Raw genomic sequence first — 17537 nt, 5'->3', positions numbered from 1 at the left:
AAAATAAAATATAGTAGACTTTATCAACTATATTTTATTGGGTACTTTTATGCAACTTAAATTGAAAAACCTATTCGTTATGCTTTTAATCATGCTTTTTATGGTTGGGACTATTACGGCGATTATGACATTGGTCAATCTTTCACCTTCTCAACCTTTTATTAATACATGGGTTAATTCATTTATTTTTGCGTTGGTTGTTTTGCTCCCCGTTGGTGGCGTTCTATTTATCGGTATGAATAAGCTTATAAATCAATACTGTCTTGCTTGGTCATCTTTACAAAAGAATCTTTTTCAAGGTATTTCAATGGCGATAATAATGGAGTCGATTATAGCAGTAGTTCTTACGGTAAAAAATGGCAGCTACGAGTCTTCAGCTCAGTTTTCACAGTTATTTTTTAATAGTTTACTTTTTGCATTACCTGTGGGGCTTACGTTGTCACTTGTTATGACTTTGATCATAAAACCAAAACTTGAAGGGTACATAGCAAAAGTACCAGCTTAACTAACCAATTAATTTATTGGTAAATAATTGGAAGATATTATGGGACCTACAATGCGTATGACACAAGTGTTATCGGTGAATGATTTATCACCACATATGAAAAGAATTATCTTAACAGGTGAATCACTGAGTGATTTCCCTGATGACAAAGAAAGTGCTCATGTTAAAGCTATTTTTCCTAATCCTAATTTAAGCGACAAAAAACCTAAATTGGGTTTATATTTCGGCTTTAAGATGTTTATGAGACCTTATACGGTGAGATCTTTTGATAAGCAAAACTTAGCATTAACCATCGATTTTGCGGTAAATGATCATCAAGGTTTAGCTACTAATTGGGCGCTTGAAGCCAAAGCAGGGGATTATCTTGGCATAGCAGGGCCAGGAGATGTAAAGCACCTTGATATCAATGCTAAGCAACATCTTTTTTTTGGTGACATCACAGCCTTACCTGCCATTGCTGCAACTTTGGAAAAATTACCTGAAAATGCCATTGGACATGCTTATATACAAATTCCTGATAAGCAAGACAAGCAAACATTAATAACTCCTAAAGGGATAAACATTCACTGGTTGGTAACGCCAAACAAGTTAACTGAAGATTTTTTAGATGGGCTTAAATCACAAAGTAATCATTTGCATGATACCGCTATATTTATCGCTGCTGAAGCAAGTGTTGTGAAACAATTAAAAAGCCATTTAGATAATAATTGTGAGTATGATAAGTCAACACTTTATGCTAGTGCATACTGGAATCAGAAAAGATAATTAAGGTTGTACCTAATATTTTGGGTATTTATCAGTAAGGTTTGAAAATATCGGCCTACAAGAACCATTAATGATTAACATTTTTAAATATTCTCAATGACTGAGAATAACAAACATACAGTAAATTTAGTGAGAATTATCTTTAGGGTTGTATGGCGCACAGAAACTTAATGCAAGTTCAACTTAATGTAAGTTCATAGCGCTAAACAGTCATTTTATGAGTGGTAACGTAGTATGGCTCTATGAGATGTATTTGAGTGGTATTGCTGTGTGCTATTTTCTAATGACTTAACTAGCAAAGGTACCCAGTAATAGTATGGTGTACCTTCGCTAAAGATAGTTTATTGTCAGTCTATTTTAGTTAGTATTATCAGTGTATTGTTAAAATCTACAATGCACTGATAATACGTACACGAGCTAGATCATAACACCAGTTATAAATAATCGCGTATAACAAGAAGAATAGAATAAGAGTTGTTTCCATCGCGGCAACAATCCAAAAGTCTAACTGTAGTACCCACATTATTAATGGGAGCGTGACGAAAGTTAGTCCTAATTCAAAGCCGAGTCCATGACCTATACGCATTTTAATTGTACGATTGATGCGATCATCTCCGAAAATATGATCGAATACTAAGTTGTAAAAATAATTCCAGAACATCGCAATTAATGACAGGCCCATAGCTAATCCTGTGGCTGATTTTGTATCTACATCGATAAAATTCATTGCGGCATATATCATAAATATTAATGCAATTGCTTCAAATAATACGCTGTGTAAAATACGCTCTGTTGTACTAATACTTTGCACGTTCATGCTAAATTTCCTTTCGTTGCTTTGTATTGATGTTGTTATAATAATCATTCATTATGAAAGAATATAGTTAGTTACTATCAGGAAAAGTGATATGTATAATTTAGAACAGCTGAGAATGTTTGTAGAAACGGCAAAATCTGGCTCATTCTCGGCATGCGCTCGTAAGTTGGGTAAGGTTCAATCTGCAGTGAGTCAGGGGATTGCTAATCTTGAAATTGAACTTAATACGCGGTTATTTGATCGCACTAGTCGTAAACCGTCATTAACCTCTCATGGTGAAAGATTATTACCGTTTGCCCAAGCCATTTTGCAACAAACTTATGAACTTGACTCAGTAAACAACGCTTTAAGTTTATTTCATGAAACAGAAGTTAAAATAGCGCTAGATGATGCCTTACTTCCGGTAGTTACTGATATTTTAAATAACTTTTCAACGAAGTTTCCTGGTACTAATTTGGAGCTTTATGCTGTTTCAACACCCGATGTATTAACCTTGGTGAACACTGAACGAGCTGATATAGGGCTGATGTTTGCGAATATCGGTTTCCCGAAAGAAGTGGATTTATGTTACATAGGGAGTTTGCCATTTTATGGCGTTGTGAGTCCATCACATCCACTAGCGAGTATGGATATAGTCACCGTTTCAGACTTATCAGCCCACCGTCAATTATTGACAAGAGGACTTGATGAAAAAACCTTGCCGCAAAGCCCGAATATTTCTTCGCATACTTGGTGGGGAAGTAACTTTAATGCTGTTAATACAATGGTAAAAGCAGGATTAGGTTGGAGTTATATTCCTGCTTATATGGCAGAACAATACGAAAAAAGAGGTGAAATGGTACGCATGAATTTAAGTTTCGATCATAAGCCGTGGCCTATGCAAATTGAACGTGTGATGACCAAACAAAAGGCCAAAGGGCCAGCCTTGATATGGCTGGCTGATGCGGTCACTCATATATTGGATAAATAATAGTGAGCCTGTAACAGATTTTGTGTAAGTACTTTTCATCAGTTACCCTAGTGGTATCAAAGAAAGGTAAAACACATGAACCAGAAAGAACTTGAAGCTTTTGCAAAAGAAGCCGCAAAAAGTATTAAAACAGGCGAAGATTTAGATAAATTCAGAGCTATGCTAACCAAGGTTACTGTTGAAGCGGCATTAAATGCTGAATTAGACGACCACCTTGGTTACGCTAAACATGAAAAAACGAGTACGCCCAACAACCGTAACGGTTTTAGCGCTAAAAAAGTTAAAACCGAGGACGGAGAGTTTGAGCTAAATACACCACGTGACCGTGATGGTAGCTTCGAGCCGCTCCTCGTAAAGAAAAATCAAACACGATTCACCTCTATGGACGACAAGATTTTATACCTTTACGGCAAAGGTATGACGACGCGCGATATCGTCGACTCGTTTGATGAATTTTATGGCGCAGAAGTCTCTCCCACCTTAATTTCTCGTGTGACCAATGCGGTAATTGAAAAAGTCGATGAATGGCAAACAAGGCCGTTAGAGCCTGTTTATCCTATCGTTTATATGGACTGTATCCGTCTAAAAATCAGAGAAGATAATAAGGTTATCAACAAAGCGGTTTATTTAGCGCTAGGCGTTGATGTCACAGGGCAAAAGGACTTACTGGGTATGTGGTTCTCTGAAAATGAAGGGGCTAAATTCTGGCTTAATGTGTTGACCGAGCTCAAAAACCGAGGCGTTCAAGATATCCTTATTGCCTGTGTTGATGGTTTAAAAGGCTTTCCTGATGCCATTAATACCGCCTTTGAAAATACTCAAATACAGTTATGTATTGTACATATGGTAAGGAATTCGCTGAAATTTGTGCCTTATACTGATTATAAAGCGGTAACCAAAGACCTAAAAACAATTTACCAAGCGATTAATGAAGAGCAAGCATTGAAGGCATTAGATGCATTCTCAGCACGCTGGGACGATAAATACCCAAGCATATCAGCTTCCTGGCGACGTCATTGGGATAATCTCAATACCTTATTCATTTACCCGAATGATATCCGCAAGGCTATATACACAACGAATGCGATAGAATCGTTAAACAGCGTTATACGCAAAGCGGTTAAAAACAGAAAGGTATTTCCCAACGATGACTCAGCTAAGAAAGTTATTTACTTAGCCATTACTCAAGCATCGAAAAAATGGACTATGCCAATAAGGAATTGGAAATCGGCCTTGAATCGTTTTATGATTGAATTCGAAGACCGTATTTCAGACTATATTTAAAAATGGTACTTACACAGATATTGTTACAGGGTCATAATAGTTAGCTTGGTATGAGCTACACACATCAATTTTAATTCTAAAACACCTATCCAACTAGAGTAATTAATTATATTAGCTATTCTATGATTAAACAGAGTAATCAAATCGATATTGTCCATAAGCTAATAATATCGATTTGGCAGTATATGTATAATGATTGTTAGTGTTTAATAACTTGTAACAAATCAAAATATAAGCTATTTAGTACTAAATGGAGAAGCTGGCAATCCTTCTTTATTATATAAATTAAGCATATTCGGGTTATTTGCCCAACCATATTTAATGGAAGTTGGCTTATTTATTTTTGGACTACTTATCTCTACTTGCTGAGTGTTATTTTTTATACCTGGTATTATTTCAGCGTTTGCCCAAATATACTCTCCATTACTCTCCGCCATAACAAAACCCGCTAATCGCTGCCCATCATCAGTTGCCAAGCCAGAACCAACCTCAGAAAAAGTAAGTATCATTTTATTACCTTTTATTTCAGCTGATTGGAACTTAGGGCCAGATGCAATAATATCTCTATTATATTCATTTTTTAACGCGAATAATGATAAACGTCGTCCCAATTCCATTTTATTTGTAGGATGAATGTTATCAGCATCACCAATGTCTATTGTTACTACCATATCTGTATTCTTTAGCGTATCAGTTACTTTGCGCATTGATTCTCTAACATAAGGCCAATATTGGTTTGGTTCAACAGGGTTGCTTTGTGCTTTCTTGAAGTTTGCTAATTGCACAACATAAAAAGGTAAATTGGGCATATCCCAATCAACTCTAAAGTCATTAATGAGTTGTGTTAGTTGTGTTTGGTAAAAGTTTCCTCTTTCAGCGGATTTGCCGTTATTTTCGCCTTGATACCAAATTACTCCTTTCACCATATAACCTTTGATTGGGTTGATCATACCGTTGTATAAATTACTAGGATAATTTTTACCTGCATGTGGATGTTCAGGTAAATAAGGCTTTCTTTGAGTAAATAGTTTGCCATTGGTTTCAGAATTTTTCTTATCAGTTTGCCAATCTTGTAGTTGTTTTTGGTATATCTTTGTTGACTCTTTAGTATTGAATGTTAAGGCTTTCTTATCAAAGTCAGCTTTAATTTTTTGAGTGGATTGGTGATTTAATTGTGAATCTTTAGATAACCAGGTTTCAATTTGGGTGCCTCCCCAGCTTGAATTTACAATACCCACAGGTAAACCGGTTGCTTGATGAATCTCTCTTGCAAAAAAGTAAGCTGTTCCTGAAAAATTTAAAACACTATCTTCATTTGCTGAAATCCATTGACCTACAGCATTATCTACAGGTGTTATTGAAGCATTTTTTTTAACTTTAAACTCCCTGATATAAGGAAAGTTTATCGCGCCAATTTGATCTCGAGGTATTTTTAATCTGTCTATACTATAAGACATATTAGACTGTCCAGAAGCTAACCATACTTCACCTACTTGAACATTATTTATCACAACAGTGTTTTTACCCTTGAATTCGATGGTATATGGTTTTGGATTATTTTTTTCTGCTATGGGCGTTGGTAAAGTCGCTTGCCAATAACCAAGTTTGTTAGCAACAGTGGATATGCTTTCCCCCCAACTTGCAGTAATAATAATTTTTTCTTTTGGATCGGCTTTCCCCCAAACAGCAGCATTAGTTTGCTGTTGAATAACCATATTATTGGTAAATAATGACGCAGGCTCAACATTTGCAGAGGCATTTATATTCAATAGACCTACTGATAATAACAATGAATTTATGAGAGTACTTTTTATCTTGTTTGTTTTTTTATATGTCTTCATTTTGTCCTCCATTTGTATCCTAATATGTTTTATAATAGAGTAATTAACGCTATTTAGTGTTTTCTAAAGTTGAATAAATGAAATTCATTAAACCTTTAGTTGAACTATCATGACCCGCATTAATTTCTTTACCTTCTAGTTCTTTTTGTATTTTATGGGCTAAACTTTTACCTAACTCTACACCCCACTGATCAAATGAACATATTTTAAGAATGATCCCTTGTACAAAGATTTTATGTTCGTATAACGCAATTAAACTACCTAATGAACGAGGTTCTAGGCGCTTTAATAGAATGGTATTGGTTGGACGATTTCCTTTATGCACTTTGTGTGAGGAAACTTTCTCTATATACTCGTCGGTATAACCTTTAGCTTTTAGATCAAGACATATTTGTCCTTTATTTACACCTTGCATTAATGCTTGTGTTTGCGCTAAGAAGTTAGACAGCAGGGTGTTGTGATGATTATTTACGGGTGTAACTGTTTCAACAGAACCAATAAAGTCAGCTGGAACAATATTGTTACTCTGGTGTAAATATTGGTAAAAAGCATGTTGCCCGTTAATACCTAACTCACCCCATATAGTTGGCACTGTCGCATAATCAATGTCATCGCCATCCCAGCTAACAGATTTTCCATTACTCTCCATTTCAGCTTGTTGTAAATAGGCTGATAACCTATGTAATGATTGATCATAAGGTAATATTGCTTGTGATTGATGACCAAGGAAAGTGCAATTCCATACACTGAGTAAAGCGAGTATAACTGGTGCATTACTTTCTAATGGGGCAAAACAAAAGTGATTGTCTATATCGTTAGCGCCATCAAGTAACGCAATAAATTTATCAAAACCAAGATCAATCGCGATTGGTAAACCTATTGCAGACCAAAGTGAAAACCTACCACCAACCCAGTCCCACATATCAAAAACATTATTCTCTTCAATGCCAAAAGATATCGCATTTTTCTTGTTAGAAGATACAGCGACAAAATGTTTCTTTATTGCTTTGTTATCAAATGAAGAAGCAGTAAGCCATTTCATTGCCGTTTTAGCATTGGTCATGGTTTCGGTAGTCGTAAAGGTTTTACTAGAAACAATGAATAAAACTTTTTCAGGGTTTAGTTTCCTTAAAACATCTGCTATTTGTGTACCATCTACGTTTGAAACATAATGAACATTAATACTATTATCACTATATTGTCTTAGTGCTTCAGTAACCATTTGCGGCCCTAAATTAGAGCCACCAACACCTATATTAACAGCGTCAGTGATAGGTTTTCCTGAATACCCTTTCCATAGTCCCTGTCTAATTTTATTACTGAATTCCTCAACTTTTACTAAGGCATGACGAATATCTTCAGAAATGTTTTTTTTAGCAATAATAATGTCTTTGTTAGATCTGTTTCGTAATGCAGTATGAAGTACTGCTCTATTTTCAGTAGAATTAATAGACTCGCCCTGAAACATCTTTTTACGCCACACTTCAACATCACACTCTTTAGCTAATTCAAGCAAGGTTGATATAGTTTCTGTGGTTATAAGGTTTTTGGAATAATCTAAAAGAAAAGAGGGTAATTGGATGGAAAATTCATTAAAACGTTGCTCATTTATGGCAAATAATTCCTTCATATGACATTTAGCCATAGTTTCAGACTGAGTAACTAGTTTTTTCCAGCTAGAAAGTGATGTTCTTGAGTTCATTTAATACTCTGTTATTTTATATAAGATGATGTTAATTCTGGTTAAAATATGAATGCAATAAAGGAGTTTCGAACGCTATTTTCTGCTAATTACTCATTAATATACAATAGCGTTTAGCCTTTAATATTTAGTAACTTATAAGCCGAACAGTTTAGGCAAAGTTAAACTGATTGCTGGAAAAAAAGTGATTAGCAACAACCCAATTAGCTGCAGCCCAAAAATAGGGAAAAGTGGTTTTATAACGTCGGTAATTTTCTCTTTGGAAATACTACAGGAAACGAACAAAACAGTACCAACAGGCGGTGTTACCACCCCTAAGGCTAAAGCATAAACTAAAATAATACCAAAATGCACAGGATCTACACCTAAATTAACAACAACAGGGTAGAATATAGGTGTAAAAATTAACATCGCGGGTGACATATCCATAAAAACACCCACAATAAGTAAAACACTTATTATCAATAATAAAATTATGTATTTATTATCACTCATTCCAGTCAATATTTGTCCAACAGTTTCAGGAATAGAAGCAAATGTCATTGTCCAACTCATCATGCCCGAACAAGCAATTAAGAAAAGAATGACACCTGAAACAATAGCTGTTTCTAGTAGAATATTGAACAAAGATTTAATCGATATAGCGCGGTAAATAAGTGCTAATAGTAAACTATAAACAACAGCCACTCCTGAACCTTCTATTGCGGTAAATAAACCACCTAAAATGCCACCCATTACAATAACTATCAAAAATAAACTAGGCAGTGCTCTGTAAAATATAGATAATTTAGCTGACCAACTTATTTTATTTCCTTCAGCCTTATAGCCTTTTTTCTTTGCATAAAAGTAAGCTGAAACCATGACGCATAATGCCATAATCATACCGGGTAAATAGCCGGCTAAGAAAAGAGAAATAATTGAAGCACTACCTCCTGTTATTAGTGAATATACAATTAAGGCGCCAGAGGGAGGAATAAGCATTCCACAAGGTGCTGAAGCAGCATTAACAGCTGCGGTCATAGGCATGTCATAATTTTTTTCTTTAGCTACAGGGGTAATTATTCCACCAATCGCTGATGCTGAAGCAATTCCAGAACCTGATAAAGTACCAAATAAAGCGTTAGCGAGAACATTTGATTGCCATAAGCTCCCAGGTACTCGACCACCGATAAGCATTGCTAAGTCAATTAATCGTCTGGCTAGTCCTGTATGGCTCAAAATACTACCAGCAAGAATAAAGAAAGGTAAAGCCAAAAAGCCAAAGCTATCTAAACCATTAAAAATTGTTTGGCCAGCAGTTGGAAATAAAGGAGCCAACTCCACTTGTAAAAATAATGTTGCTAAACCTGAAAACGCAAGGCCTACAGCAATAGGCGTTCCGAGAATAAGGAATAAGAAAAATACAGAAAAAAGAACTGTGAGAGATGAAAGCTCTAAGTGATTATTTACTAGGTAAGAAAATGAATCGGTTAGAGATAAAAACCAAAGAAAACAACCAAAAACCGCAACGAAGGATAAAATTAATAAAAGATCAAAACCATTCACACATTTAATTTCAAATAATTTATAAATATTATGTAACTGAGACAGTAAGACCATAACACCGCAAATAAATATACTGAGCTGTAATATACCAATAGGAAGAGTAAACATAGCGGTTTTCATTAGCATATTATCGAGTAGAGATTGATAGCCACCAATCAAAAGTACAACACCAAATACTAGTGTTAACCCAGCATTTAATAGTTTAAGTCGGGAAGCATTTTTGAAAGAAAGTTTTTCGATCAATAAAGGTAGATTGAGGTGTCTTGCAGAAAAAAAACAATAGCCACCGGCAATTAACCCAAGCCAAATAAGAGAGTATCTTAGGAATTCTTGAGTATACTTACTTGGTGAGTTAAAGATAAAGCGAGAGGTGATTTGGTAAGCAATGGCAATTGTCATTGCAGCCAATAATCCAACGAGAAAACACTGTATTACTTTATTAAGTACGTTTGCACTAATAGAAAATGCATTGATTAAAGATGAGGTATTTACAGGAGGGATTGCTTGTTGATTCGGATTATTTTCATTTACTTCTGACATAGGAACTCTCATTATAAATCATTGTTAAATATTATAAATATCGGCTTAAAGCGTTCTTTGCTCTAATTGTAAAATGGCTTTTAATAACGTTGCTTTTTCCGGTTCAGCTAAAGCAGCTTCATATAATGGTTTAACAGAGTTTATAAAATCCTCTTTATCTACACTGTAAAACTTAACGCCTTTTTCATCGATCAGTTTTTTCTTAGTAATACGCTCATTTTCTTGGGCAAAATCTATCGATTTGTCACTAATGTGTATAAATTCTTCATTAACAATTTGGCGTTCCGTTTCTGATAGGCTATTAGTAAACTTAGTACTTGCAATAACAAAGTCCGTTAATCGCGTATGTTCGGTATGTAATACAAATTTGGCAACATCGCTAAAACCTGCTTCATAAATACCGGCTATTCCACCTTCAGCGCCATCTACTACACCTTGTTGCATGGCGGAGTATAGTTCACCAAAGGGAAGGGCTGTAGGGACAGCTCCGAATCGATGAAGCATTTGCATATATGTTTGACTAGAAATGGTTCTTAAACGAAGAGAAGCAAGTTCTAAACGATTAGTAACGGGTTTAGATGTATATATACTTCTAAAGTCGCTACTTAGGTAACCTAGAAAGGCAAACCTATTCTTTTTAGCTGATTCGAATAAAATATCTCGAATTTTAGCGCTGTTCATTACCTTCCTATATTCTTCCGCTGAGCGAAATAAATAAGGCATATTCATAATACCTAAATACGGTATAACTGATTCAATCGATGCGCTATTAATAAGACCAATATCAATAACACCTCTTTGTATATGTTGAAAATATTGTAATTGATCTCCGAGAACACCAGCGTGAAATATTTTAAAACGTACTTTATCATTTGTTCTTTTTTGAACATTTTTAGCAAACTCGGAAATAAGCTTTCCTGCGGTTCCATCGGCTTGTATATCCGTAACTATTTTGTAAGTTTTAACAGGTATTTCAGAAGCGTTAAGCTTTAAAGGCAGTAAGGTAATAGAAATTAATAAAGCTATTAATGTAGGTAAAGTGCGATCCGCTTTACTTATTGTAAAATTCATTGAGTACACCATTTGTATTATATGTTTTAATTTTTAATATATATAACTGCGTTAACGATAACATTTAATTGTTGAATGTAAAGTTTTTTATCAATATATTAGGTGTAAAGGAAAATAAATTAATAGTAGGTTACTCGAAGTATAAGCGGCTCTAAGTTGGTTGCATTTAGTTAATTTTATATAGCTTCTTATTCGTAACAGTATATAAAACGACTTATGGAACACTAATATTATTGAGTGAAATAAAACTTAAGTATTAATAATAAAAGTTTTAATTAAAGTACCTGAGAATTCAAGCTTAGAAATAATAGATTGTATGGCCTAGAGAGGTTATATTTTATCTATAACTTGAGGTTGTATGATTTTATCGATATCATAATCAATACACCTGTCACTTTCGATAACATATTGAGGGATATTAATGCAATCGGATAGCAAAAAAATTAAAAATGGTAAACATGCTACAACTATCTACGACGTAGCTCAATTTGCAGGTGTATCAGCCATGACGGTTTCAAGAGTTGTTAATAACTCTGGACGCGTGAGTGATAAAACTCGAAAAAAAATATCTGATGCGATACTTGAGTTAAATTACATACCCAACATGGCTGCTAGGGCGGCTAGAACCGGCGTTCAAAAAATAGGTGTTCTGTTTAATAACCCTAAGTCGTCTAATCTAGGCGGTTTTCTAATGGGGGCTTTTTCTGCAGCATCTAAATTAGGCTGTGAATTAGTTATTGAACCATTATCAGGTCATGAGGAACCCTTAAATGCCTTGCGTGCTTTAATAGATAAAGGGGTCGGTGGGGTTATCTTACCTCCGCCAATTTGTGATATGTTAGAAGCGCATCAATTAGCTCGTAAACACTCTGTTATTGCGCTTAGTTTTGCTTCAGGTAACCCTAAATTACATTCTCCTGCGGTGTTGATTGATGATTATTCTGCTGCATCAGCAATGACACATTACTTGTTAGAGTTAGGGCATAAAGATATTGCTTTTGTTAAGGGAGATGAAGACCATTCCCCTGCTAACAGTCGCCTTGAAGGATTTATGGTTGCGATGTCGGAAGCCGGTTTAGAAGTAAATAACAAACTTGTTTTTGAAGGTGATTTTAGCTATAAAAGCGGTTTAGATGCAGCACATAAGTTATTAGAGCCTGGTCCTTCAGATATTAGACCTACGGCTATTTTTGCCGCAAATGATGAGATGGCCACCGCAATTGTTGCTGTTGCCCATGGACTAAATATTAAAATACCAGAAGAAATTAGTATTGTAGGCTTTGATGACTCCCCAGCCGCGACTGCGATATGGCCACAATTGACAACCATTTATGAGCCTCTTGAAGAAATGGCTTTTGAAGCGGTACAAATTCTGGATAAGTTGTTAAGAGAAGGTGATTCAATCAGTCCAGGCTACAATCATTATGTTGCCCAATTTAAGTTGATTGAACGTGCCTCGTCTGCACACTGCTTAGTTAAATAACCCATTTAATCTTTTAATTAAAGGTTCTTATATACTAGGGGCACCTTAAATCTAATTCAGTTTAAATAGGAATTAGCTGTAATCTTTATTCGCTCTTCATCAACTACTATTCAAAACATTACAATTATGAAATTGTAATGTTTCCCCCATCCTGAACATCCCAACTTAAGCTAAATACCTCGATAAAGGCAAGATCTTCATATGTGCTTTATTAATTTAATAATTAAAGATGAAACTTATACTTTACAAACACAAATGTTATCGATACCATAAATTATCAAAACAAATGATTTACACAATATTTTTAAAAAGATAGAAATTTATTATCTGTCTGCAGGAGTTGTTATGTTGAATATTAGAGAAAAATCTTCTGACTTTGGTCAAAGTAGTGTGAGAGAAGAGCTAAGAGATAAGGATAAGTTTTTTAGTGCACAGACATTAACTAAAAATTTGTTAGAAAACGCGAAGTCTATTGCACTGAAAAAAATCAGTTGCAATATCGAATATTTCCAAGACTCATATCCAGAGCCAGCTGCAGAGAATGGAATATATAAAAAGATTGATAATGTTGAATGGACTAGTGGCTTTTGGAGTGGGCAACTTTGGTTAGCTTATGAGTTATCTGAAGATAAACAATTTTTAGATGCTGCTAGTGCGCAAATACCTTCGTACAAAAAACGCATTGAAGAAAGAATTGAAGTGGACCACCATGATCATGGTTTTTTGTATCTGCTTTCTTGTGTTGCGGGATATAAAAATACGGGTGATAAAGACTGTAAAGAAGCGGCATTAAAATCAGCGGATTGCTTATATGATCGCTATATAGATACTGGAAAAATCATTCAAGCATGGGGTAATTTAAATGACCCTGCTGAATCGGGTCGTATGATTATTGATTGTAATTTAAATATTCCTTTATTGTACTGGGCTAGCGAACAAACTGGCGATAATAAGTATCGTGATGCGGCCAATAAACATATCGAACAAGCGTTAAAATATTTAATACGTGATGATGCTTCAACTTTTCATACTTATTTTATCGATACGCTAACAGGAGAAGGAAAGTTTGGTGCAACACACCAAGGCTTTTCTGATGACTCTTGTTGGGCAAGAGGTCAAGCATGGGGGATCTCAGGTTTCCCATTGGTTTATCGATATCATCAAATTCCAGCCTTAATAGAGCAAGCTTGTCGCGTAACTAACTACTTTTTAAACCGTCTGCCAGAAGACTTAATTTGCTATTGGGATTTAGACTTTGTTGAGGGAGACGAACCTAGAGACTCTTCATCTGCAGCTATTGCTATTTGTGGAATGCTTGAGCTTTTAAAATATATTCCTCTTCAGGATCCTGATAGAGAAACTTATGCAGCAGCATGTAAAGCTATGATGGCCAGTTTAATCAATAACTACAGTTGTAAGTCGTTAGAGCCAGGTACGGGTTTATTAAAACATGCGGTATATCATAAGCCTAATAATGTTGGTGTAGATGAGTATTGTACATGGGGAGATTATTTCTACCTTGAGGCTATCATCCGTTTTGAACAAGTTTGGGAGCCCTACTGGTGATACGTCTTGGAGTAGATTTTGGTGGTTTAACAATTAAAGCCGCTGCACTAGGCCCTTCAGGCGATATTATTCATAGTTTGAGCGAATCTACGCCGGGTAATTATTCGGCGGCACTGAATATTATGAATAAGCTCGTTACTGATATAGAGAAAAAAATAGGGCGAAAATTACCGGTAGGTGTTTGTATGGCAGGCTCTATTTCTCCTGTGACAGGGCGTATGCGTAATTCAAATCGATTATATATGAACGGCAAAGACGTTAAAGATGATTTGGAATATGTGCTTAATCGCAAAATTAAAATAGCCAATGATGCGAATTGCTTTGCTCTGTCTGAATCTTATGATGGTGTAGGAAAAGGCGTGCCGATTGTTTGTGGAATCATACTGGGAACAGGCTGCGGTGGTGGACTTGTTATCGACTCAAAATTAATTGAGGGAAGTAACGGTATTGCTGCTGAGTGGGGACATAACCCACTTCCTTGGACCAACTTTCAAGAAATGAAAGGTATTCCATGTTACTGCGGAAAAGTAGGGTGTTTAGAGCAGTGGATTTCAGGTACGGGTTTATCAAGAAGTTATAAAGCCAGAACCAAATTAGAAAAAACAGGAAAAGAGATAGTAGAGTTAGCCGCTCAAGGTGACTCTGCCGCTGTTTTTGAAATTTCAGCATTAACTGATCGAATTGCCAGAGCAATTGCCAGTATTTGCAACATTATTGACCCTGATGTCATTGTGTTAGGTGGTGGACTGTCAAACATTCAATCCTTGTATTCGGATTTACCTGCTTTAGTCGAAAAGTTTGTTTATGCAGATAGATGGAATGGAAAAATACTTCCCTCAACGTGGGGATACTCATCAAGAGTTCGAGGCGCAGCTAGACTTTGGACATAAATATAAATGACTCATATTAGGTAAGAGGAAGAATAATGAAAGAGCAAAATTTGTTTTCAGTGTTAAATAAAGTTGTTTTAGTTACTGGTGCAAGTCGTGGTATAGGAAAAGCCCTTGCTATAGGTTTTGCTGCGGCAGGAGCTAAGGTTATTTGTGCAAGTTCTCGTCAAGGCGGAACGGAGCAAACAGAACGTGAAATCACAGCCGCTGGCGGTATTGCTACAGGCGTTTATGCTGATTTGAGTGACTTTGATGCAGTTGAAAAATTAGCAAAAGAAGCGGTTGATATTTATGGCGAAATTGATGTGTTGGTTAATAATGGTGGTACTATTTCTCGTTTTCCTGCCGTTGAATACCCACTTAATGAATTCACTAAAGTTATCGATATAAATGTAAATTCAATGTTTTTATTATGCCAAATTATTGGTAAAAAAATGTTAGCAAAAGGTAGCGGTAAAATTATTAACATCGCCTCTATGTTGTCTTATACCGGCGGTATGACTGTTCCAGCATATACGGCAAGTAAACATGCTGTTGTGGGTTTAACTAAGGCATTAGCTAACGAATGGGCAATTAATAATATTCAAGTTAATGCTATTGCGCCAGGCTATTTTGCAACGGATAACACACAAGCCTTACGAGATGATTCTGAACGTAATAATGAAATAAAAAAACGTATTCCAGCAGGAGAGTGGGGACAGCCTGAACAGTTAGTTGGTGCTGCACTTTTCTTAGCGAGTGAAGCCAGTAATTATGTTAATGGTCACATTTTAGCCGTAGATGGCGGCTGGTTGGCTCGCTAATTTATATTCGTTCAGCATGGATGTTGATGTGTTATCAATATCCATTTTTTAGTGCTTTACCTGTAAGTTAAAGCACTCTTTTTATTCTTTAAGTAATTTGAACTAGGTTTATTACACTTGTCCTTTATGTCAATGTTGCTCTGATAGCCATTTTAATCAAGGCAACAATCACTAGTCGACATGATTGATTTTATTAAAAATAATATTAATGATTGGAGTTTAAATGATAGAAAAAACTAATCAAAGTAGCCATGTTAAGACAATTATCACTTCAGTAAGTCGTAGAAAGTTTCTGTCTTCAGCTTTATGTTTATTGGCCACTACAGCATGTTCATCTTTAAGTACGACTAGACTCAGTCAGTCTTACTCTGATCATTTTATTACCATTAATAATCTGGATGAATTACGACATTATGCGAGTGTAGATAACATTAAAGTACGCTTAGCTTCAGGTATATACATACTTGATTCAGCTACTTCCCATAAGTTTATTTCGTTTACTGGTAGTAATAGCCATTATGACTTAACAGGGGTTATCTTGCAGGTTGATACTGTTCTGTTCAGTTTATTTGGTAACCCACCGGGAGCCGATGGATTTTATCGAGTTATTGATTTAGCAGGCGAAAATAGTGTTTTTGAAGGCGTAACTATAGAAACTTTTGGTGATAAATCAGGATACCAAAGTCGAAATAAAATATTCAATGTTGTTGGTACGGGTGTTGTCCTAAAAAATGTTGATATTACTACCTCAGGCTCAACGCCATGGGGTTATGGCAGCTTATATGGTATTAATGGTCAAGTTGTTAGAAAAATGAATGGTATCAGAGTTGGGTGGCCTGCGGTTGGCGTTAAACTTATTGGTTGTAAAGTACACATGAGAGCCATGGGGCATGCTATTTTTGTTCAAGGAGCAATTGATACGTTTATTGAAGACTGTCACGTTGATGGTTTGGTAAAAACAACCAATAGTTTGCTTGCTGAGAAAAGTGGTTATGCCTATGAACATGGCTTTAAAGTACCTAAAACAGGGTATGTGGAAGGTGTCACCGTTAGCGATAAAGGCGAAATTTTACCTGATGAAATTATTTCTTTAAGTGAAGATGGTATTCGTTTGTATGGCAACTTTAGAGGAAATGCTACTGGCAGTACCACTATTCGCAATTGTAGTGTTTATCAAATGCGACGAGGTATTTGTACCGGTTTAGGTGGGGCAGCGGATATTGTTGAAAACTGTGAAGTAAGAGACTGTATTGCTGCAGGTTTCAATATTGGCAATAAAGATAGATTAACTAATTGTAGAGCTAATGCTAAATACGCTGAAGCATTAAGTTGCCCTTATGGCAGCTCATCGTATGCATCGGTTGATTTAGATATTTTAGATAGTCGAAATGGTCTTGCAAATAATATTTTAGCCACGATTAATGGCCATAACCATACGATTAAGCTGCATACCAAAAATCCTGAATTTGTTCCTAGTTCAATGCTCATTGCGGTAGGTACACAACGAGGTTATGCGTATTATCAGAAAGATATTAAGGTAACAACGGGACTTAATCTTGAAAACAAAACCTTAGCTAACATTGTTTATGATAGCTAATATATGAATTATTAAGTATGTTTGTAACAGGGTTTATGTAGTGATTATCTTGTTTTTGTAATATAAAAAATGTAATAAAAAAAGCGATCTTGAATGCTATTCGTAGTAATTTAAGGCCGCTTTTTATTTACTTTTAATGTCAAGCATAACAAAGAGGT

14 protein-coding genes are annotated in these 17537 nt (G+C 35.6%); 9 read left to right on the top strand and 5 right to left on the bottom strand.

The window, feature by feature from the left end; genetic code table 11:
* Positions 1 to 49 precede the first annotated feature (49 nt).
* Positions 50 to 505: a DUF2798 domain-containing protein gene (locus GQS55_RS10415; protein WP_159820380.1), complete on the top strand. Its 456-nt coding sequence runs from the start codon at positions 50 to 52 to the stop codon at positions 503 to 505.
* 39 nt (positions 506 to 544) lie between these two features.
* Complete coding sequence (locus tag GQS55_RS10410; RefSeq protein WP_159820378.1) at positions 545 to 1270, top strand: siderophore-interacting protein; 726 nt, start codon at positions 545 to 547, stop codon at positions 1268 to 1270.
* A 388-nt stretch (positions 1271 to 1658) separates the two neighbouring features.
* On the opposite strand, the gene GQS55_RS10405 is transcribed toward GQS55_RS10410, so the two are convergent.
* Positions 1659 to 2087, bottom strand: coding sequence for a PACE efflux transporter (locus tag GQS55_RS10405; RefSeq protein ID WP_201294500.1), 429 nt, complete (start codon positions 2085 to 2087; stop codon positions 1659 to 1661).
* Positions 2088 to 2178: 91 nt separating this feature from the next.
* On the opposite strand from GQS55_RS10405, the gene GQS55_RS10400 reads away from it, so the two are divergent.
* Positions 2179 to 3057 (top strand): LysR family transcriptional regulator, encoded by an 879-nt coding sequence (locus GQS55_RS10400; protein WP_159820376.1) that lies wholly within the window; start codon positions 2179 to 2181, stop codon positions 3055 to 3057.
* 75 nt (positions 3058 to 3132) lie between these two features.
* Positions 3133 to 4341, top strand: coding sequence for an IS256 family transposase (locus GQS55_RS10395; protein WP_159820374.1), 1209 nt, complete (start codon positions 3133 to 3135; stop codon positions 4339 to 4341).
* A 236-nt stretch (positions 4342 to 4577) separates the two neighbouring features.
* Here GQS55_RS10395 and GQS55_RS10390 read toward each other — a convergent pair whose 3' ends face one another.
* From GQS55_RS10390 to dctP, 4 genes are all read right to left on the bottom strand, one after another.
* Complete coding sequence (locus tag GQS55_RS10390) at positions 4578 to 6182, bottom strand: sialate O-acetylesterase (RefSeq protein WP_159820372.1); 1605 nt, start codon at positions 6180 to 6182, stop codon at positions 4578 to 4580.
* A 49-nt stretch (positions 6183 to 6231) separates the two neighbouring features.
* Entirely contained in the window at positions 6232 to 7884 is a 1653-nt protein-coding gene (pgi, locus tag GQS55_RS10385; protein ID WP_159820370.1) for a glucose-6-phosphate isomerase, read from the bottom strand.
* Between the two features lie 135 nt (positions 7885 to 8019).
* Entirely contained in the window at positions 8020 to 9969 is a 1950-nt protein-coding gene (locus GQS55_RS10380) for a TRAP transporter large permease (RefSeq protein WP_201294499.1), read from the bottom strand.
* Between the two features lie 45 nt (positions 9970 to 10014).
* The gene (gene dctP, locus GQS55_RS10375; RefSeq protein ID WP_159820368.1) at positions 10015 to 11040 is read right to left on the bottom strand and encodes a TRAP transporter substrate-binding protein DctP; all 1026 of its coding nucleotides are present in this window, start codon (positions 11038 to 11040) and stop codon (positions 10015 to 10017) included.
* 421 nt (positions 11041 to 11461) lie between these two features.
* Here dctP and GQS55_RS10370 point away from each other — a divergent pair, with 421 nt between their 5' ends.
* From GQS55_RS10370 to GQS55_RS10350, 5 genes are all read left to right on the top strand, one after another.
* Entirely contained in the window at positions 11462 to 12523 is a 1062-nt protein-coding gene (locus GQS55_RS10370; RefSeq protein WP_159820366.1) for a LacI family DNA-binding transcriptional regulator, read from the top strand.
* A gap of 345 nt (positions 12524 to 12868) precedes the next feature.
* On the top strand, positions 12869 to 14089 hold the full coding sequence (locus GQS55_RS10365; protein ID WP_159820364.1) for a glycoside hydrolase family 88 protein: 1221 nt from the start codon (positions 12869 to 12871) through the stop codon (positions 14087 to 14089).
* Entirely contained in the window at positions 14086 to 14979 is an 894-nt protein-coding gene (locus GQS55_RS10360; protein ID WP_201294498.1) for an ROK family protein, read from the top strand. Before GQS55_RS10365 ends, GQS55_RS10360 begins: the two co-directional genes overlap by 4 nt.
* 35 nt (positions 14980 to 15014) lie before the next feature.
* Positions 15015 to 15782: a glucose 1-dehydrogenase gene (locus tag GQS55_RS10355; RefSeq protein WP_159820362.1), complete on the top strand. Its 768-nt coding sequence runs from the start codon at positions 15015 to 15017 to the stop codon at positions 15780 to 15782.
* Positions 15783 to 16005: 223 nt separating this feature from the next.
* The gene (locus tag GQS55_RS10350; RefSeq protein ID WP_159820360.1) at positions 16006 to 17379 is read left to right on the top strand and encodes a hypothetical protein; all 1374 of its coding nucleotides are present in this window, start codon (positions 16006 to 16008) and stop codon (positions 17377 to 17379) included.
* Positions 17380 to 17537 lie beyond the last annotated feature (158 nt).

The organism is Colwellia sp. 20A7 (assembly GCF_009832865.1).
Classification (GTDB): Bacteria; Pseudomonadota; Gammaproteobacteria; order Enterobacterales; family Alteromonadaceae; genus Colwellia.
Note: the sequence above shows the minus strand (reverse complement) of the source record. Positions and strands in the feature narration are given on the sequence as shown.